Raw genomic sequence first — 17,827 nt, forward strand, 5'->3', positions numbered from 1 at the left:
CCCCACATGATCGCGCTCAACATCGCCCAGATCGCCCATGCCGTTTCGGGCGAGGTCCACCTCGACAACGGCGACACCCTCGACACCGTCGTGTCGGGAGCGGTCGACACCGACTCCCGCCTCATCGAGCCGGGCGGCGTCTTCGTCGCCAAGCCAGGCGAAGAGACCGACGGACACCTGTTCGTCGATGCTGCGGTCGAGAACGGCGCAGCCCTCGCCCTCGTCGAGCGGCGGGTCGAGGCATCCGTCACCCAGATCGTCGTGCCCGACGTCGTCGAGGCGATCGCGGCGCTCGCGCGCGAGGTCGTGAAGACGGTTCGGGATGCTGCGCCCCTCCGCGTCGTCGGCATCACCGGGTCGAACGGCAAGACGACGACGAAGAACCTCCTCGCCCGCATCCTCGAGGGCGAGGGCGAGACCGTCTCGCCCAAGGCGTCGTTCAACAACGAGGTCGGAGCGCCGCTGACGATGCTGCGCGTCACCGACACCACGAAGTACCTCGTGAGCGAGTTCGGCGCGAGCGCGCCCGGCGAGATCGCGCGCCTCGCGGGACTCGTCGACCCCGATGTGGGCGTCGTGCTCATGGTGGGCATGGCCCACGCGGGCGGCTTCGGCGGCATCGAGGCGACCTTCCACGCGAAATCCGAGCTCGTCCGCGCGCTGAGCGCCGGGGGAGTGGCGGTGCTCAACGCCGACGACGCGCGCGTCGCCGCGATGGCACCGATCGCCGCAGAGCAGAGGGCGAGCGTGCGCTGGTTCGGCCGCGGCCCCGCCGCCACTGACGTGCGCGCCGACGACGTCGTGGTGACGGCATCCGGAACCTCCTTCACCGTGACCGCCGACGGCATCTCGCTGCCGCTCCGCCTCCGCGTGCTGGGCGAGCACCACGTCATGAACGCGCTGGCCGCGATCGCCGCAGCGACGACGCTCGGCGTCTCGCTCGCCGACGCCGTCGCGCGCCTCGAGACCGTCGAGATCGCCGAACGGTGGCGCATGCAGCCGCTCGGATCGGACCGCGTGCGCATCATCAACGACGCGTACAACGCGAGCCCCGACTCGATGTCCGCCGCGCTGCGCACCCTCGCGCAGATCACCGGCCCCGGCGAGCGCACCGTCGCCGTGCTCGGCGCGATGAGCGAGCTCGGCGAGTACGCCGAGGAGGAGCACGACAGGGTCGGACTGCTGGCCGTGCGGCTCGGCATCCAGCGCATCGTCGTCGTCGGCGACGCGGCGCGGCGCATGTACCTCGAGGCCGTCGCGCAGGGCTCGTGGGACAACGAGGCCGTGTTCTTCTCCACCGCCGACGAGGCGTTCGCCTACCTCGAGGGCGAGCTGCGCGACGGCGACCGCGTGCTGGTGAAGTCGTCGAACTCGGCCGGGCTCCGGTTCCTCGGCGATCGTCTGGGAGAATCGTTCTCGTGAGATCACTCCTTACTGCAGCGGCGATCTCGCTGGCATTCACCCTCTTCCTCACCCCGGTGTTCCTGCGGCTGTTCCGCAAATGGGGCTGGGGTCAGGTGATCCGGACGCCGGAAGACATCCGCAACCCCAACCACCAGACCAAGCGCGGCACGCCCACGATGGGCGGCACGATCTTCATCGTCGGCACGATCGTCGGCTACCTGGTCGGCTGCTACGTCGGCAACAACCCGCCGACGGTCTCGGGTCTGCTCGTGATCTGGATGATGGTCGGCCTCGGCGCCGTCGGCTTCATCGACGACTACATGAAGGTGCGCCAGCAGAAGTTCATGGGCCTGAGCGGCTGGCGCAAGATCGTCGGCCAGGTCATCGTGACGGTGCCCTTCGGCATCGTGGCGCTGAACTTCCCGAACCAGTTCGACCAGACGCCCGCGTCGCCCTACATCTCGGTCTTCCGCGACGTGCCGGTGCTCGGCTTCATGACGCTCGGTCTCATCATCGGGTGGATCCTCTACCTCGTCTGGATCACGTTCATCGGCGTCGCGTTCTCGAACAGCGTCAACGTGACCGACGGCCTCGACGGCCTCGCGACCGGCGCCGCGATCTTCGTCACCGGCGCCTACAGCCTCATCGCCTTCTGGCAGTTCAACCAGGCGTGCTGGGGAGGCGACAGCCTTTCTGCCGCGGCGAAGGCCGCCTGCTACCCGACGCGCGACCCGTTCGACCTCGCGATCATCTCGGCCTCCTTCGTCGGCGCGCTCGTCGGGTTCCTCTGGTGGAACGCGCCCAAGGCGAAGGTCTTCATGGGCGACGTCGGCTCGATGTCGATCGGCGGCGTGATCGCCGCGATGGCGATCCTCACCCGTACGGAGCTGCTCGCAGTGCTCGTCGCCGGCGTCTTCATCATCGGGCCCGGCTCGGTGATCCTGCAGCGCCTGTACTTCAAGCTCTCGCGCGGTAAACGCCTGTTCCTCATGAGCCCGTTCCACCACCACCTCGAGATGCGGGGCTGGTCGGAGGTCACGATCGTCGTGCGCATGTGGATCATCGCGGGCCTCCTGGCCGTATCGGGCGTCGGATTCTTCTACGTCGAATGGCTCTCTCGCACATGACCTCGGAACGCCTGCGCACCCTCACCAGCTGGAACGCCGACTGGAAGGGCCTGCGGGTCGCCGTGCTCGGCCTCTCGGTCACCGGCTTCTCCGTCGCCGACACACTCGCCGAGCTCGGCGCCGACGTGCTCGTCGTGACCGAGGGGGCCGACGAGGAGTACGCGCGGCTGCTCCCCGTCATCGGCGCGCGCCTCTGGACCGGCTCCTTGCAGTCCGTTCCCGCCGAGCTTGTCGATTTCGCACCCGAGGTCGTCGTGGCCTCGCCCGGCTTCGCGCCGCAGCATCCGCTCATCTCGTGGGCGCGGGAGAACGACATCGCGCTGTGGGGAGACGTCGAGCTCGCCTGGCGCGTGCGCGACAAGGTGGTGCGGGCCGACGGCACGCCCGCGGACTGGGTTCTCATCACCGGCACCAACGGCAAGACCACGACCACGCGCCTGACGGCCACGATGCTCGTCGCGGGCGGCCTGCGCGCCGCGCCCGTCGGCAACATCGGCACGCCCGTGCTCGACGCGGTGCGCGATCCGTCCGGGTTCGACGCGCTCGTGGTCGAGCTGTCGAGCCACCAGCTCTGGTACCTCGGCCTGCAGGACTCGCCCGACCCCGTCTCGCCGTACGCGGCCGTGTGCCTCAACCTCGCCGACGACCACCTCGAGTGGCACGGCTCGTTCGAGGCGTACCGCGACGCCAAGGCGCACGTCTACGACAACACGCGCGTCGCGTGTGTCTACAACAAGGCGGATGCCGCGACCCAGGCGATGGTCGAAGACGCCGAGGTCGTCGAGGGCGCGCGTGCCATCGGGTTCGACCTCGGTGTGCCCGGCCCCAGCGACCTGGGCGTCGTCGAGGGCATCGTCGTCGACCGGGCGTTCCTCGAGGACCGCCACAAGAGCGCGCTCGAGCTGACCACGGTCGAGGAGCTCGCGTCGCTCGGGCTCGCAGCTCCCCACATCGTCGCGAACATCCTCGCGGCCGCGGCGCTGGCGCGATCGCTGGGCGTCGAGCCCGCCGCGGTCCGCGACACACTGCGCGGCTTCCGCCTCGACCCGCATCGCATCGAGGTCGTCGCCCGCCACCGAGGCATCACGTGGGTCGACGACTCGAAGGCCACGAACCCCCACGCGGCGGCCTCGTCGCTCACGGCCTACCCGGGCGCCGTATGGGTCGTCGGAGGACTCCTCAAGGGCGTCGACATCTCGGCGCTCGTCGCGAGCCGCGGCGCCGCGGCGAAGGCCGCCATCGTGATCGGCATCGACCGCGCCGAGGTGCTCGCCGCTTTCGAGCGACACGCGCCGGCGGTGCCCGTGTTCGAGGTCGAGGCCGTCGAGACTGAAGAGGTCATGGCGCAGGTCGTCGAACTGGCGGCAGGGGTGGCGCGTGACGGGGACGTGGTTCTGCTCGCTCCCGCCGCGGCGTCCTTCGACCAGTTCGCGTCATACGCGGACCGTGGCCGCAGATTCGCGGCGGCGGTGAGGGAACGGATCGGAACGGGGGACCCGGGTGACCACGACGCAGCCGCCTCGGGCCCGGACGACGCGCCCCGTATCGACGACGACTCCGACCGAGGCTGACAAGCCCGCCCGACGGGGACTCGCCGCCAGGGTCTCGCTCGGCCGCGTGTTCGCGCCGGTGCCCAGCGAGTTCCTGCTCATCGCGTCGACGACGCTGCTGCTGACGGTCTTCGGGCTCGTCATGGTGCTCTCCGCGACGTCCGCTACGGCGACGGCCGCCGGTGAAGCGCCGTGGGAGATGGTGCTCAAGCAGGTGGTCTTCGCGATCATCGGCGTCCCGCTGATGTTCATCGCGAGCCGGCTGCCGGTGACCTTCTGGAAGAAGGTCGCGTGGCCCGCGCTCATCTTCGGCGTCGCCTTCCAGCTCCTGGTCTTCACGCCCCTCGGCCACGGGGCCGACGGAAACCGCAACTGGATCATCATCGGCGGCTTCCAGGCGCAGCCGTCGGAGTTCCTGAAGCTCGGCCTCGCGCTGTGGGTCGCGTTCGTGCTGTTCCGCAAGCGCACGCTGCTGACCAAGTGGCAGCACGTGTTCATCCCGCTCGTGCCGGTCGCGGGCCTCGCGATCGCGACGGTGCTCGCCGGCGACGACCTCGGCACGGCGATGATCCTCGTGCTCATCGTGCTCGGGGCCCTGTTCTTCTCAGGCGTCAAGCTGCGCATCTTCGTGCTCCCCGCGATCCTCGCCGCCGGAGCCGTGGCGTTCCTCGCAGTGACGAGTCCCGACCGCATGCGCCGGTTCATGAGCTTCCTGAACCCGAACTGCCTCGCCGACTACTTCAACGACTGCTACCAGCCACTGCACGGCATCTGGGGTCTCGCGAGCGGCGGCATCTTCGGGCTGGGTCTCGGCAACTCGCGCGAGAAGTACGACTGGCTGCCCGCCGCCGCGAACGACTACATCTTCGCGATCGTCGGCGAAGAGCTCGGCCTCATCGGCTGCGCGGTCGTGCTGGCGCTGTTCGCCCTCTTCGCGGTGGGCGCGTTCCACGTCATCCGCAAGACCGACGACCCGTTCGTGCGCATCGCGGCCGGCGGCATCACGGTGTGGATCGTCGGCCAGGCGCTCATCAACATCGGCGTCGTGCTGCGGGTGTTCCCGGTGCTCGGCGTTCCGCTGCCGTTCATGTCACAGGGCGGCACCTCGCTCCTCTCGGTGCTGCTCGCCTGCGGCGTGCTGCTCGCGTTCGCCCGGTCCCTCCCGGCATCGGTCGCGCGCCGCGAGGCCGCGATCGCGTCGGCGCGCGCCGCGCGCGAGCGCGCGAAGCTCCGCGCAGTCCGCTGACCTCAGGGTCGAGCCCCGCGCCGCGGCGCACCGCGCCCAGCCGTCTGGGGCGCGATCCCACCCTTGGGGCGGAGCTTCTGCGCCCCGACGGACAGATCGCGCCCCGAACCGGAACCCACCCGTCCAGGTAGGCTCGGGGAGTGACGACGTACCTCCTTGCCGGCGGCGGCACCGCCGGACACGTCAACCCGCTCCTGGCTGTCGCCGACGCACTGCGCGCCCGTGACCCCGAGGCCGAGGTGCTCGTCCTCGGCACCCGCGAGGGGCTCGAGGCGCGGCTCGTGCCCGAGCGGGGCTACGAGCTGCTCTTCGTCGACAAGGTGCCGTTCCCTCGGCGCCCGAACAAGGCGGCGGCCGCCTTCCCGGCGCGCTTCCCGCGCGCGATCGCGCAGGTGCGGGCGCACATCGCCGAGCGGGGCGTCGACGTGCTCGTCGGCTTCGGCGGCTACGCGTCGGCTCCCGCCTATGTCGCGGCCCGGCGCGAGAACGTGCCGTTCATCGTCCACGAGGCGAACGCCCGCCCCGGACTCGCGAACGTGCTCGGCGCCCGTCGCGCGGCCGGCGTCGGCGTCGCGTTCGAAGGCACACCCCTCAAGCGCTCGAAGGTCGTCGGCATGCCGCTGCGCCGCGAGATCGTGGCGCTCGACCGCGACGCGCTCCGGGCCGAGGCTGCAGAGCACTTCGGCCTCGACCCGGCGAAACCCGTGCTGCTCGTGTTCGGCGGCTCGCTCGGCGCGCAGCGCCTCAACGCCGCCTTCGGCGAGGGGCACGGCGAGGGCTGGCGTGCGGTCCTCGACGCCGGGTGGCAGCTGCTGCACGCCACCGGCGAGCGTTCCGAGCTCGCCGACCCCGGCGCGCCCGGCTACGTCGTGCGCCGCTACGTCGACCGCATGGACCTCGCGTTCGCCCTCGCCGACTTCATCGTGTCGCGCGCGGGCTCGGCCACCGTGAGCGAGATCAGCGCCCTGGGCATCCCCACGGCCTACGTGCCGTACGCCGTGGGCAACGGCGAGCAGGCGCTGAATGCCTCCTCAGCTGTCCGCGCGGGGGCCGCGATCCTGATTCCGGATGCTGAGTTCACGGGCGACCGCGTACGCACCGAGGTCGTGCCGCTCCTGGCCGACGAGACGCGGCGCGCGGCGATGACGGAGGCCGCAGCATCCGTCGGCACCCGTACAGGAACCGAGAACGTCGTCGCGATGATCGACGACGCGCTGCGGACCTGACACGATCGGAATCACGACCGCTCTGGGGATCGGGGACTGATGGTGGTGAGGACACGGCCAGCTGTCGCCGCGCTGCTGCTGGGCATGGCGGTGCTCGCTCTGAGCGGCTGCGTTGCCGGCCCCGGCGAGCCGAGGGGCGGGCCGACGCCGCGCGCCTTCCTCGAGCGTGCCGAGTTGCCCTCGTGCGGCACCGTCGAGCTCGGTCAGGGCGAAGAGGTGTCGTCGGGTGACATCGCCTGCCTCGAGGAGGCCACGACCGCCGGTGCGGAGCTGGCCGTGACCCGGCCGACTGTCGAGGGCGACCCGTTCACCGCGTATTACCGTGTGCTTCCCGGCGGTGGGTGGGAGATCTACACCGACATGACGAAGGACCGCTACGGCGAGGGCTGGTGGCTCGACGACTGCCCCGACGCGCTGTCGATGATCCAGCTGGGGGAGTGCACGAGCACGCGGCTGTGATCAGGCGCCCGCAGGGGCACCGGGCGCGCGCAGCGCCGCGGTGACGACGGCGAGGGCTTCCTCGGCGTCGAGGTGGAGGTCCCGCACCTGCGCGGCGAACGCGACGGCGGCGCGCTGCAGCTGCTGACGCGCGGGGTCGGCGTCGAACGCGACGAACGTGCCGTTGCGGCCGCGGGTCTCGATGATTCCGGATGCCTCGAGCTCGCGGTACGCGCGGGCGACCGTGCCGGGTGCGATGCCGAGGTCTTCGGCCAGGCGCCGCACGGTGGGCAGTCGCGCGCCGGCGGCCAGCTCGCCGGAGGCGACCGCGTCGACGAGCCCTGTGCGCAGCTGCTCGAACGGAGGGACGGGGGAGGACGGGTCGATGACGATCATGCGGGAGCTCCTCCTGCCGAAGCGGGCGCGGGTTCGGATGCAACGCGAAGATACTCCGGGTACAGCTTCGAGGGCAGTCGTCCCGAGAGGAGCGTGTAGGCGACCTGGATGCACGGGATGCCGAACCAGGGGAACGTCGTGAGCACGCGCGCCGCGTCGGGTGCGGTGTGGCCGAGCGCCACAAGGAACAGCGCACTCCCCGCGACGCCCACCGCCGGCCACGCCGCCATGGCCACACTCATGCGCAGGGCACCGAGCGCGTCGCGGCGGAAGAGGTCGTCCCAGGCGAGCTCGAGGGTGTTCGTCGCGGGCTGAGGCTGCGCGAGCACGCGCCGCTCGGCGACGCGGCACGCGACGAGCGCCAGTGCGGCGAACGCGAGCGCGACGGACGCCATGGCGGCTGTGGCGGCAGCGATCGCGCCGTCGACCCACGCGATCGTCAGGGCGGTGCAGCCCAGGGCGGCCGCCCCGATGAGCCACAGCGGGAGCTGCACCGCCCATCCCGGCAGATAGTCGCGCGTCCGCAGCGCGGAGGGTCGTGCGATGCGCACGGCGGCAGGCGCGGGGGAGAAGAGGCGCTCGCGTACGCCGACGATCGCCGAGGTGACGCCGAGAATGCCGATCACGAGGGTCAGCGTCAGGATCCACAACGCGAACGGCGACGACCCGATCGGGGTCCAGATCAGCAGCGCCGCGAACAGGATGACGCTCACCAGAAGTCCCCACATGTTCGCACGGACGAGCACGCGCGATCTGTCGCGGATGCTGCGCCACATGTCCCACGATTCGATCGGCAGCTTCGCCCGCATCGACATGCGGTAGACCATCGCGGTGCCCCACGAGTCGCGGCGCGCGACGCACAGCACGACGACGGGGATCACTGCCACGACGGTGAGGACGACCATGTTGAACGCAGCGAACGGCACCTCGAACTCCATCGGCATGCCTCGATTGTGCCGCCGTCTGTACCAATGTGTCAATACAGAACGGATGCCGCCACCCCATGCCTGCGGGCGTGCCGAGGGGCGCAGCATCCGTCGCCCAACTTAGACTTGACCGGTCATGATCAGACCCGATCTCAGTCTTCCCATTCCCGACGACATCACCGCCGCCCACTTCATCGGAATCGGCGGATCCGGCATGTCGGGCCTCGCCCGCATGTATCTCGAGCGCGGGATCCGCGTCTCGGGCTCGGACCGCGCCGACAGCAAGGCGCTGCGTGAGCTCGCCGAGCTCGGCGCGACCGTCCACGTCGGGCACGACGCCGCGAACCTCGCCGACGACGTCGACACCGTCGTGCACACGGGCGCGATCTGGCCCGAGAACCCCGAGTTCGTGCTCGCCAAGGAGCGCGGCCTGCACGTCATCCACCGGTCGCAGGCGCTGTACTGGCTGATCGGCGGGCGCCGGCTGGTCTCTGTCGCGGGCGCGCACGGCAAGACCACGTCGACGGGCATGATCGTCACCGCCCTCCGCGACCTCGGCGTGCAGCCGACCTTCGTCAACGGCGGCGTCATCGCGCAGCTCGGCGTCTCGAGCGGCAGCGGCTCGGACGAGCTCTTCGTGATCGAGGCCGACGAGTCCGACGGCACCTTCCTGCTGTACGACACGTCGATCGCGCTCATCACGAACGTCGACCCCGACCACCTCGACCACTGGGGCACGCGCGACGCGTTCTATGCCGCGTTCGCCCGGTTCGCGAACGAGGCGCGCGAGGCTGTCGTCATCTCGTCCGACGACGCGGGTGCGAAGCTCGTGGCCGCGCAGGTCACCCACCCGCACGTCGTCACCTTCGGCGAGGCCGCGGACGCGACAGTGCGCGTGACCGACATCGTGACCGACGGACCCGTCTCGTTCCGCCTGACGCACGATGGTGTCACCGTCGACGCGCAGCTGCCGGTTCCCGGCGCCCACAACGCGATCAACGCCGCCGGCGCGGTCGCCGTGCTGCTGACGCTCGGCCACGACCTCGAGCCCGCCGTCCGCGCGGTCGAGGGCTTCGCCGGCACCGTCCGCCGCTTCGAGCTGCACGGCGTCGAGCGCGGCGTCAGCGTCTTCGACGACTACGCCCACCACCCGACCGAGGTCGCCGCCGCCCTCGCGGCCGCGCGCTCGGTCGTCGGCGACGGCCGCCTCATCGCGATCCAGCAGCCGCACACCTACTCGCGCACGCAGGAGATGTACCGCGAGTTCGCCGAGGTGCTCGAGACCTACGCCGACCACACCGTCATGCTCGATGTCTACGGCGCCCGGGAGGACCCGGTGCCCGGCGTGACCGGCGAGCTCGTGAGCGACGCCTTCGCCGACCCGTCGCACGTGCACTACGTGCCCGACTGGCAGGAGGCCGCCGACTACACGGCCTCCGTCGCCCGCGACGGCGACTACGTCATCACGCTCGGCTGCGGCAACGTGTACCTGATCATCCCGCAGGTGCTCGAGGCGCTCGGCCGCGAGGGCGCGGGAGCGTAACCGCCGCATGCGCCGCCCGTCGCCGTTGCCGCAGTCGCCGGTCGCCCCGCGCGACACGGCGCAGAAGGCCGCGCCGGCGCGCGCAGCGCGCCCCGCCCGCGACGAGCCCGTCGAGTCCTCGGCGCCGGAGCATGAGCGCGTCGAGCCGACGTTCGACGAGAATCCCACGGCCCCTGTCATCCCGCTCGCGTCGCCGACGCCGCTGCCCGACGCGAAGCCCCGTCCCGTCGCCACGGAACCGGACGAGGGAGCGGATGCTGCGGACGTGGGCTTCCGCGACGTTTGGAAGGCCGCTCGTGCCCGGCGCAGGGCGCTGCGCGCCGAGATCCGTCGCTTCACCGTGCGCCAGCGACGCCGGCGGCTGGTGTGGGTCGGGGCCGCAGCATCCATCGTCCTCCTCGCCCTCGGCACCCTCGGCGCCGCGTACAGCCCGCTGTTCGGGGTGGAGAAGATCACCGTGGTGGGCGCCCGGCAGCTCGCCGAGGCCGACATCGCCGGCGCCCTGTCGGGGCAGCTCGGCACGCCGCTGCCGCTCGTCGACGAGAGCGCCGTGAAGGCGGCGCTCGTCGCGTACCCGCTGATCGAGACCTACGCGCTCGAGGCGCGTCCGCCGCATGAGCTGGTGGTGCGGATCGTGGAGCGCACGCCGATCGGCCTGATCGAGACGCGCGCCGGCTACACCCTCGTCGATGCGGCGGGGGTCGCGCTGTCGACGACGGCGACGCCGGGCGCCGGCACGCCGGTGCTGAACATCACCGGGGGCGTGGACTCCGACGCGTTCGCTGCGGCCGGCCAGGTGATGCGGTCGCTCCCCGATGCGATCCGTGCGCAGGTGACGGGAGTCACCGCCTCCACTCCGGACGACGTGACGCTCGAGCTCGGCGGTACCAACACGCAGGTGGTGTGGGGGAGCGCCGAGAGCTCGGCGAGGAAGGCCGTCGCACTGCAGCAGATCATGGCGGCGCGGCCGCCCGCCGACGTGTTCTCGTACGACGTCTCGTCACCGGACGCCGTCGTCGTCCGCTGACCTTCGGGGCCTCCGACGCGACTTCGAGTACCAGATGCCGCGACACGCCGAATCGGTCCGAGCGCGCGCGCAGCATCGGCCTACTTTCGTGATCAAAGGAATTGCATACCGGGCAATTCTTTATACCTCTACTAGAGGTTGAAGGTTTAGACAGGTCCAGGGCTACGGAGGCCGGCATGAGCCAGAACCAGAACTACCTCGCCGTCATCAAGGTGGTCGGCGTCGGCGGCGGCGGAGTGAACGCGGTCAACCGCATGATCGAGCTCGGCCTGCGGGGCGTCGAGTTCATCGCCATCAACACCGATGCCCAGGCGCTGCTCATGAGCGACGCCGACGTCAAGCTCGACGTCGGCCGCGAGCTGACCCGCGGTCTCGGCGCCGGCGCCGACCCCGAGGTGGGTCGCCGCGCCGCGGAGGACCACGCGGAAGAGATCGAAGAGGCGCTGCGCGGCGCCGACATGGTCTTCGTCACCGCGGGCGAGGGCGGCGGCACCGGCACCGGCGGTGCTCCGGTGGTGGCGAAGATCGCGAAGTCAATAGGAGCACTCACGATCGGTGTCGTGACGAAGCCCTTCTCCTTCGAGGGTCGCCGGCGCCAGCAGCAGGCCGAGTCGGGCGTCGCGCGCCTGAAGGAAGAGGTCGACACCCTCATCGTGGTGCCGAACGACCGCCTGCTCGAGATCAGCGACCGCGGCATCTCGATGATCGAGGCGTTCGCCACGGCCGACCAGGTGCTCCTCGCCGGTGTGCAGGGCATCACGGACCTCATCACCACGCCCGGTCTCATCAACCTCGACTTCGCCGACGTCAAGTCGGTCATGCAGGGAGCGGGGTCGGCCCTCATGGGCATCGGCTCGGCGCGGGGGGCGGATCGCGCCATCAAGGCCGCCGAGCTCGCCGTCGAATCGCCCCTGCTCGAGGCCTCGATCGAAGGCGCGCACGGCGTGCTGCTGTCGATCCAGGGCGGCTCGAACCTCGGCATCTTCGAGATCAACGATGCGGCGCAGCTCGTCAAGGAGGCCGCGCACCCCGAGGCCAACATCATCTTCGGCACGGTCATCGACGACACCCTCGGCGACGAGGTGCGCGTCACGGTGATCGCGGCCGGGTTCGACGGCGGCGAGCCGCAGGCGCGCATCGAGCCGATCACGGCGGCCCGCGTCGTCTCGGCCCCCGCGCTGCCCGTCACGCCGGCCGACGAGGCCGCGAAGGACCGCGACGTCGTCGAGACGCCGCCGGTCGCGGTGCCGGTGACGGTCGGCGCGGTCACCGAGTCGTCGTACGACACCGCCTTCGGTGACGACGACCTCGACATCCCCGACTTCCTCAAGTAAGTGGCCGGCCTCGCCGATCGTCTCGCGGCGATCGATGAGCGGATCGCGGATGCTGCGCACGCAGCGCGCCGCGATCCGGCCGAGCTCACCCGCATCGTCGTGACCAAGTTCCACCCGGCGCCCCTCGTCGAGGAGCTGTACGGCCTCGGCGTGCGCGACGTGGGGGAGAACCGCCAGCAGGAGTTCAGCCGCAAGGCCGTCGAGGTCGGAGACCTCGACGGCCTGCGGTGGCATTTCATCGGGCAGGCGCAGACCAACAAGGCGCGCGCGGTCAGGGCCGCAGCATCCGTCGTCCATTCGCTCGACCGCACCCGACTCGCCGACGCGCTCCACGCGGCCGCCGAGCCGGACGACGCGGTGCTCGACGTGCTGCTGCAGGTGAATCTCACCGACGACCCGGGGCGGGGCGGTGTGGCGCCGGAAGACCTCGAAGCCCTCGCCGCCCACACCGCGGCGCTGCCCTCGCTGCGCGTGCGCGGGGTTATGGCGGTCGCGCCGCTGGACGAGCCGCCCGCGCCCGCGTTCGCGCGTCTGAACGGCCTCTCGGCCGTCGTGCGCTCGGTCGTGCCGGACGCCGCGTGGATCTCCGCGGGCATGACGGCGGACTTCGCCGAGGCCATCTCGGCCGGCGCGACACACCTACGCATCGGTTCGGCAATCACCGGACCCAGGCCAGAACGCGGTTAACCTCGGAACAGATGAGCACTACGGAGGATCAGATGTCGAACCCGCTCAAGAAGACCATGGTGTACCTCGGACTCGCGGACGAGGAAGATGTCTACGACGAGCCGGCGCCCCAGCCGCGTGCTCGCACCTCCGAGAAGGTGGTCGACAAGCCGGCAGCGCCGGTGACGCCGATCCACCGTCCCGCGGTCGTGCGTCAGCCGACGCCCGCCGCGATCAACGAGATCCTCACGGTGCACCCCAAGCAGTACCGCGATGCCCAGGTCATCGCCGAGAACTTCCGTGACGGCATCCCCGTCATCATCAACCTCTCGCAGATGAGCGACGCCGACGCGCGACGCCTGATCGACTTCGCGAGCGGCCTCTCGCTCGGCCTCTACGGACGCATCGAGCGGGTCACCAGCAAGGTGTTCCTGCTCTCGCCCGAGAACGTCGCCGTGTCGGGCGACGGAGCGGTCGCGCAGGCGGATCCGGACTCGGTTCCGTTCGCGCAGCCGTAATCTGGCTACGTGGCAGTCGTCCAACTCATCGCAGCGATCCTCAACCTCGCGCTGCTGCTCTATGTCTTCGTGTTGCTCTCGCGGCTGGTCCTCGACTGGATCCCGTTCTTCAACCGGGAGTGGCGTCCGCGGGGCGCCGGCCTCGTCGCCGCGGAGATCGTCTACACCGTCACCGACCCGCCGATCCGGCTGTTCCGCCGCTTCATCCCGCCGCTGCGCGTGGGTGCCATCGCGATCGACTTCGGGTTCGCGCTGACGATGCTGCTGTGCTTCATCCTGCTCAGCATCACCCGCACGATCGCGGGCTGAATCCGCTCACTCCGACCCGGTCCCCGGCTTCGACACTCTCAGAACCGATGACTATGCTTTGCTGATACGAACGGCCGCCACCCGGCGGTCGCCCCGACATCGGCCAGCGACCAGACGCTCGAAAGAGGAATCACCATGGCATTGTCCCCCGATGACGTCGTCACCAAGCAGTTCCAGCACGTCCGCTTCAAGGAGGGTTTCGACCCGGATGAGGTGGACGACTTCCTCGACGAGATCGTCGTGGAGTGGCGCAAGGCCCTCACCGAGAACGAGGAGCTGAAGGCCAAGCTGGCGGCGTACGAGTCGGGTGCCGCTGCGCCCGCTGCTGCTGCTCCCGCGCCCGCTCCGGCGCCGGTCGTCGAGGCCGCCCCCACCGGTGGCACCGGCCCCGCCGCAAGCGCCGGCATCATCGAGCTGGCCCAGCGCCTGCACGACGAGCACGTCGCCGAGGGCATCGCGCAGCGCGACCAGCTCATCTCCGACGCCAAGTCGCAGGCCGCGTCGATCGTGTCCGAGGCCGAGACCCGCGGTCGCGAAGAGCTCTCGAAGCTCGAGCGCGAGCGCACGACCCTCGAGGGCCGCATCTCCGAGCTCCGCAACTTCGAGCGCGACTACCGCGCTCAGCTGCGCAGCTACATCGAGGGCAAGCTGCGCGACCTCGAGACCACGGCGACGGCGTCCGGCGCACAGCCGGTCTCCGCGCTGGGCCTCTAGGCCTTGTCGCGCCGACCTCCCCTTCGTCAGGCGGCGGCCGGCACCATCATCGCGGTTCTCGCGGTGCTGGTGCTGGCCGCCGACCAGTTGGCGAAGTACCTCGCGCTCGAGAACCTGCCCTACCAGGAGCCGGTCGAGGTCCTCGGGGACTTCCTGAGCTTCTACTTGACGCGCAACCCCGGCGCCGCCTTCTCGCTCGGCGAGGAGGTCACCTGGATCTTCACGATCGCGCTGGCCGCGGTCGCCGTCGTCATCGCGTGGCTCGCCGCGACGCGGGTGCGCTCGCGCCTGTGGGCGGTCGCCCTCGGGCTCCTCCTCGGCGGCGTCCTGGGCAACCTCACCGACCGGCTGCTCCGCGATCCCGGCTTCGGCGTGGGGCACGTCGTCGACTTCATCAACACGCCGTGGATGTGGTTCTTCCCCGGCATGTCCCCGGCGATCTACAACGTCGCCGACATCTTCATCGTGTGCGACATGATCGCGATCGCACTCTTGGTACTCGTGGGGGTTCACATGGACGGTACGCGCGACCACGGCCGCAAGGACGAGACCGACGCCGAGAACGCGCGCGCGGACGACGAGACGCTCCTCGGGGCCGAGGGCGACCAGTTCGCCTCGGGCGGCACCGTGGAGGGCTTCGGCAACGAGTTCCCCGTCGCCGACCCGGATGCCGGCATCCCCGCCGCCGAGCGCGGGCTGCCGCCGCTCAGCGACGCCGAGCAGCGCGCAGTCGAGGCTGAGGCCGAGCGCGAGGCGGAGGAGTACGAGGCCGAGCACGACGCGGGCCACGACCCGAAGCGGCCCGAGTCGGGCGCCCAGCTCTGACGTGGACTCCCGGAGCCTTCCCGTCCCCGACGGCCTCGACGGCGCGCGCGTCGACGCGGCCCTCGCCAAGATGCTCGGCTTCTCCCGCACGTTCGCGGCGGAGGTCGCCGAAGCCGGCGGCGTGACGATGGACGGGCGCACGCTCGCGAAGTCCGACAAGCTCCGCGGCGGCGCGTGGCTCGACGTGTCGTGGGCGCCGAAGGAGGAGCCCCGGGTCGTGCCCGTGGCGGTTCCCGATCTCGGCATCGTCTACGACGACGACGACATCGTGGTGGTCGACAAGCCCTCCGGCGTCGCTGCGCATCCGTCCCTCGGCTGGGAGGGCCCGACCGTGCTCGGCGCCCTCGCGGCGGGGGGCTACCGCATCGCGACGACCGGCGCCGCCGAGCGCCAGGGCGTCGTGCACCGCCTCGACGTGGGCACGAGCGGCCTCATGGTCGTCGCCAAGACCGAGAGCGCCTACGTCGCGCTCAAGCGCGCCTTCAAGGAGCGCGAGGTCGAGAAGATCTACCACGCCGTCGTGCAGGGCCACCCCGACCCGCTCGCCGGCACGATCGACGCACCCATCGGGCGGCACCCGTCCCACTCGTGGAAGTTCGCAGTGACCCCCGACGGCAAGGACTCCGTCACGCATTACGAGACGCTCGAAGCGTTCCCCGGTGCGTCGCTGCTCGAGATCCACCTCGAGACGGGCCGCACCCACCAGATCCGCGTGCACATGGCTGCGCACCGGCACCCGTGCGTCGGCGATCCGCTCTACGGCGCCGACCCGACGATGTCGGCGCGACTCGGTCTCACGCGCCAGTGGCTGCACGCGCACGAGCTCTCGTTCGCGCACCCCGCGACGGGGGACTGGGCCACCTTCACCTCGGACTACCCGGCCGACCTCGCGCACGCGCTCGACGTGCTGCGCGGGGACTGAGCCCCGGGCTCGGTCGCGGTTCGAACTCAGCGCCCGCCCTCGAAGCGGGCCGGGCCGTCGCCGGCGAGAGCCGCGTCGATGCGGCGCCGCAAGTCTGCGTCGATCTCGCCGGGTAGCTCTGCGAGGTCGAACCAGCCGACCTCGGTCATCTCGCCGTCGACCGGGTACGGGTCGCCCGACACCCAGGTGCACCGGAAGGTGAGATCGAGGTAGTCGGTCTGGTCGCCGTTCGCGTACGTGACGCGCGGGATCTGGTGCACCCACGCGAGGTGCTCGACGCGGCACACGACGCCGGCTTCTTCGAGCGTCTCGCGCACGGCGGCGTCCGCGGGCTCCTCGCCGGGGTCGACGATCCCCGTGATCGGCGTGAGCCAGCCGTTGTCGCTGCGGCGGCCGAGCAGGATCTCGCCGTCGCGCACCACGACCGCGGTCACGCCGGCGAGCGAGAGCGGGTGGGTGCCGATCTTCTCGCGCAGCTCGAGGATGAAGTCCGGGGTGGGCATGCTCACACCCTATGCGGCGCGCCGCCGCGCGATCGTGACCGCCTGGACGATGTCGGATGCTGCGGGCAGAGTGTCGTCATGGCGATCGAGGTGCGACCGGCGACGGTGTTCGAAGACGTCGCGACCATGGTGGGTCCGAAGAATCCGGCGTCCAACGTCTGCTTCTGCCTGAGCTACCGCATCCCGTCGAAGGAGCACCTCGCGCTCAAGGGGCCGGAGCGCGGGGAGCGGGTGCGCCGGCTCATCGACGAAGAGGGACCGATCGGGGTGCTCGCCTACGACGGCGACGACGTCGTGGGGTGGGCGGCCGTCGCGCCGCGCACGCGCACCCATTTCGCGACGTTCCGCAAGATCCCGCACGTCGACGAGCAGGACGTCTGGTCGCTGTGGTGCTTCCGCGTGCGGCCCGGGCACCGCAAGAAGGGCGTCATGCACGCGCTCATCGACGGCGCGGTCGACTTCGCGCGCGATCAAGGCGCGCCGGTGCTCGAGGGCTACCCGGTCGACAACGGCGGCGAGAAGGTCGACCTGACGATGGCCTACGTGGGCACCCGGCGTCTGTTCGAGAGCGCGGGGTTCGTGAAGGCGGCCGACACCGAGTCGGTGCTGTCGGGATTTCCTCGCGTGCTCATGCGGCGCGAGCTCTAGCGTGGACGCGTGAACGAACTCCTGCGCCGTCGCCTCTCGCGCTCCAACACCCTCTATCTCGACTTCGTCGACGCGGTCTCGGCCGACCAGCTGGGCTCGCACCTCGCCGACCTTCCGTCCGACACCGTCGGCCACCAGCTGTGGTGCGTGCTCGGGGCGCGCGAGAGCTATCCGCGTGCTGCACGGGCGGGCCAGTGGCAGGGCTTCACGAGTCCCGTCACGGCGCACCAGACGACGGATGCCGCGGCCCTGCGCGCGGCGTTCGCGCAGACGTCGTCCGACGTCGACGACTGGATCGCGGGGCTCGACGCCGGGGACGAGGCATCCTTCACCTATGCGCTCGCCCTGCTCGAACACGAGACCCAGCACCACGGCCAGCTGATCCGCTACCTGTACGGCCTGGGCATCGACCGCCCCGAGTCGTGGCAGCGCCAGTACGCCCTCGACGAGGAGTTCTGAGCGCAGCACCTTCATCCTCGAGTCGAGGGTGAAGGGACCTCGCGGC

General features: G+C 70.8%; 19 protein-coding genes and 1 pseudogene. 17 read left to right on the top strand and 3 right to left on the bottom strand.

Annotation, left to right across the window (positions count from 1 at the left end):
* The first annotated feature begins 6 nt into the window (after positions 1–6).
* The 6 genes from murF (at position 7) to ACFC1I_RS01255 (ending at position 7,012) form a co-directional block, all read left to right on the top strand.
* Complete coding sequence (gene murF / locus ACFC1I_RS01230) at positions 7–1,422, top strand: UDP-N-acetylmuramoyl-tripeptide--D-alanyl-D-alanine ligase (protein ID WP_376005996.1); 1,416 nt, start codon at positions 7–9, stop codon at positions 1,420–1,422.
* Positions 1,419–2,531, top strand: coding sequence for a phospho-N-acetylmuramoyl-pentapeptide-transferase (mraY, locus tag ACFC1I_RS01235; protein WP_376005998.1), 1,113 nt, complete (start codon positions 1,419–1,421; stop codon positions 2,529–2,531). The genes murF and mraY overlap by 4 nt, the downstream gene beginning before the upstream one ends.
* A complete protein-coding gene (gene murD / locus ACFC1I_RS01240; protein WP_376006753.1) occupies positions 2,528–4,102 on the top strand; it encodes a UDP-N-acetylmuramoyl-L-alanine--D-glutamate ligase in 1,575 nt (524 codons plus the stop codon). Before mraY ends, murD begins: the two co-directional genes overlap by 4 nt.
* Positions 4,032–5,327 carry a putative lipid II flippase FtsW gene (gene ftsW / locus ACFC1I_RS01245; protein ID WP_376006000.1) on the top strand — a complete coding sequence of 432 codons (1,296 nt, stop codon included), beginning with the start codon at positions 4,032–4,034 and terminating at the stop codon, positions 5,325–5,327. Before murD ends, ftsW begins: the two co-directional genes overlap by 71 nt.
* A gap of 140 nt (positions 5,328–5,467) precedes the next feature.
* Positions 5,468–6,553 (top strand): glycosyltransferase, encoded by a 1,086-nt coding sequence (locus tag ACFC1I_RS01250; protein WP_376006001.1) that lies wholly within the window; start codon positions 5,468–5,470, stop codon positions 6,551–6,553.
* 39 nt (positions 6,554–6,592) lie between these two features.
* Positions 6,593–7,012, top strand: coding sequence for a hypothetical protein (locus tag ACFC1I_RS01255; RefSeq protein WP_376006002.1), 420 nt, complete (start codon positions 6,593–6,595; stop codon positions 7,010–7,012).
* Here the strand turns inward: ACFC1I_RS01255 and ACFC1I_RS01260 are convergent, their stop codons facing one another.
* Positions 7,013–7,387: a GntR family transcriptional regulator gene (locus ACFC1I_RS01260; protein WP_376006004.1), complete on the bottom strand. Its 375-nt coding sequence runs from the start codon at positions 7,385–7,387 to the stop codon at positions 7,013–7,015.
* Positions 7,384–8,331: a hypothetical protein gene (locus ACFC1I_RS01265; RefSeq protein ID WP_376006006.1), complete on the bottom strand. Its 948-nt coding sequence runs from the start codon at positions 8,329–8,331 to the stop codon at positions 7,384–7,386. Before ACFC1I_RS01265 ends, ACFC1I_RS01260 begins: the two co-directional genes overlap by 4 nt.
* A gap of 118 nt (positions 8,332–8,449) precedes the next feature.
* Here ACFC1I_RS01265 and murC point away from each other — a divergent pair, with 118 nt between their 5' ends.
* From murC to ACFC1I_RS01310, 9 genes and pseudogenes are all read left to right on the top strand, one after another.
* Positions 8,450–9,856 (top strand): UDP-N-acetylmuramate--L-alanine ligase, encoded by a 1,407-nt coding sequence (gene murC, locus ACFC1I_RS01270; protein WP_376006008.1) that lies wholly within the window; start codon positions 8,450–8,452, stop codon positions 9,854–9,856.
* A 7-nt stretch (positions 9,857–9,863) separates the two neighbouring features.
* Positions 9,864–10,883: an FtsQ-type POTRA domain-containing protein gene (locus tag ACFC1I_RS01275; protein ID WP_376006010.1), complete on the top strand. Its 1,020-nt coding sequence runs from the start codon at positions 9,864–9,866 to the stop codon at positions 10,881–10,883.
* Between the two features lie 176 nt (positions 10,884–11,059).
* On the top strand, positions 11,060–12,217 hold the full coding sequence (ftsZ, locus tag ACFC1I_RS01280) for a cell division protein FtsZ (RefSeq protein ID WP_376006012.1): 1,158 nt from the start codon (positions 11,060–11,062) through the stop codon (positions 12,215–12,217).
* Complete coding sequence (locus tag ACFC1I_RS01285; RefSeq protein ID WP_376006014.1) at positions 12,218–12,904, top strand: YggS family pyridoxal phosphate-dependent enzyme; 687 nt, start codon at positions 12,218–12,220, stop codon at positions 12,902–12,904.
* Between the two features lie 32 nt (positions 12,905–12,936).
* On the top strand, positions 12,937–13,401 hold the full coding sequence (locus tag ACFC1I_RS01290; protein WP_376006754.1) for a cell division protein SepF: 465 nt from the start codon (positions 12,937–12,939) through the stop codon (positions 13,399–13,401).
* Positions 13,402–13,410: 9 nt separating this feature from the next.
* On the top strand, positions 13,411–13,710 hold the full coding sequence (locus tag ACFC1I_RS01295; protein WP_376006016.1) for a YggT family protein: 300 nt from the start codon (positions 13,411–13,413) through the stop codon (positions 13,708–13,710).
* 135 nt (positions 13,711–13,845) lie between these two features.
* Positions 13,846–14,424 carry a DivIVA domain-containing protein gene (locus ACFC1I_RS01300; RefSeq protein WP_376006017.1) on the top strand — a complete coding sequence of 193 codons (579 nt, stop codon included), beginning with the start codon at positions 13,846–13,848 and terminating at the stop codon, positions 14,422–14,424.
* Positions 14,425–14,427: 3 nt separating this feature from the next.
* Positions 14,428–15,009, top strand: a pseudogene (gene lspA, locus ACFC1I_RS01305) (signal peptidase II); the annotation flags it as partial.
* A gap of 241 nt (positions 15,010–15,250) precedes the next feature.
* Positions 15,251–16,171: an RluA family pseudouridine synthase gene (locus ACFC1I_RS01310; RefSeq protein WP_376006019.1), complete on the top strand. Its 921-nt coding sequence runs from the start codon at positions 15,251–15,253 to the stop codon at positions 16,169–16,171.
* A gap of 26 nt (positions 16,172–16,197) precedes the next feature.
* On the opposite strand, the gene ACFC1I_RS01315 is transcribed toward ACFC1I_RS01310, so the two are convergent.
* Positions 16,198–16,674 carry an NUDIX domain-containing protein gene (locus ACFC1I_RS01315; protein ID WP_376006021.1) on the bottom strand — a complete coding sequence of 159 codons (477 nt, stop codon included), beginning with the start codon at positions 16,672–16,674 and terminating at the stop codon, positions 16,198–16,200.
* A 78-nt stretch (positions 16,675–16,752) separates the two neighbouring features.
* On the opposite strand from ACFC1I_RS01315, the gene ACFC1I_RS01320 reads away from it, so the two are divergent.
* Positions 16,753–17,322: a GNAT family N-acetyltransferase gene (locus tag ACFC1I_RS01320; RefSeq protein WP_376006023.1), complete on the top strand. Its 570-nt coding sequence runs from the start codon at positions 16,753–16,755 to the stop codon at positions 17,320–17,322.
* Positions 17,323–17,331: 9 nt separating this feature from the next.
* Positions 17,332–17,781 (top strand): hypothetical protein, encoded by a 450-nt coding sequence (locus ACFC1I_RS01325; protein ID WP_376006025.1) that lies wholly within the window; start codon positions 17,332–17,334, stop codon positions 17,779–17,781.
* The last annotated feature ends 46 nt before the right edge of the window (positions 17,782–17,827 follow it).

The organism is Microbacterium sp. NPDC056044 (assembly GCF_042267145.1).
GTDB lineage: Bacteria > Actinomycetota > Actinomycetes > Actinomycetales > Microbacteriaceae > Microbacterium.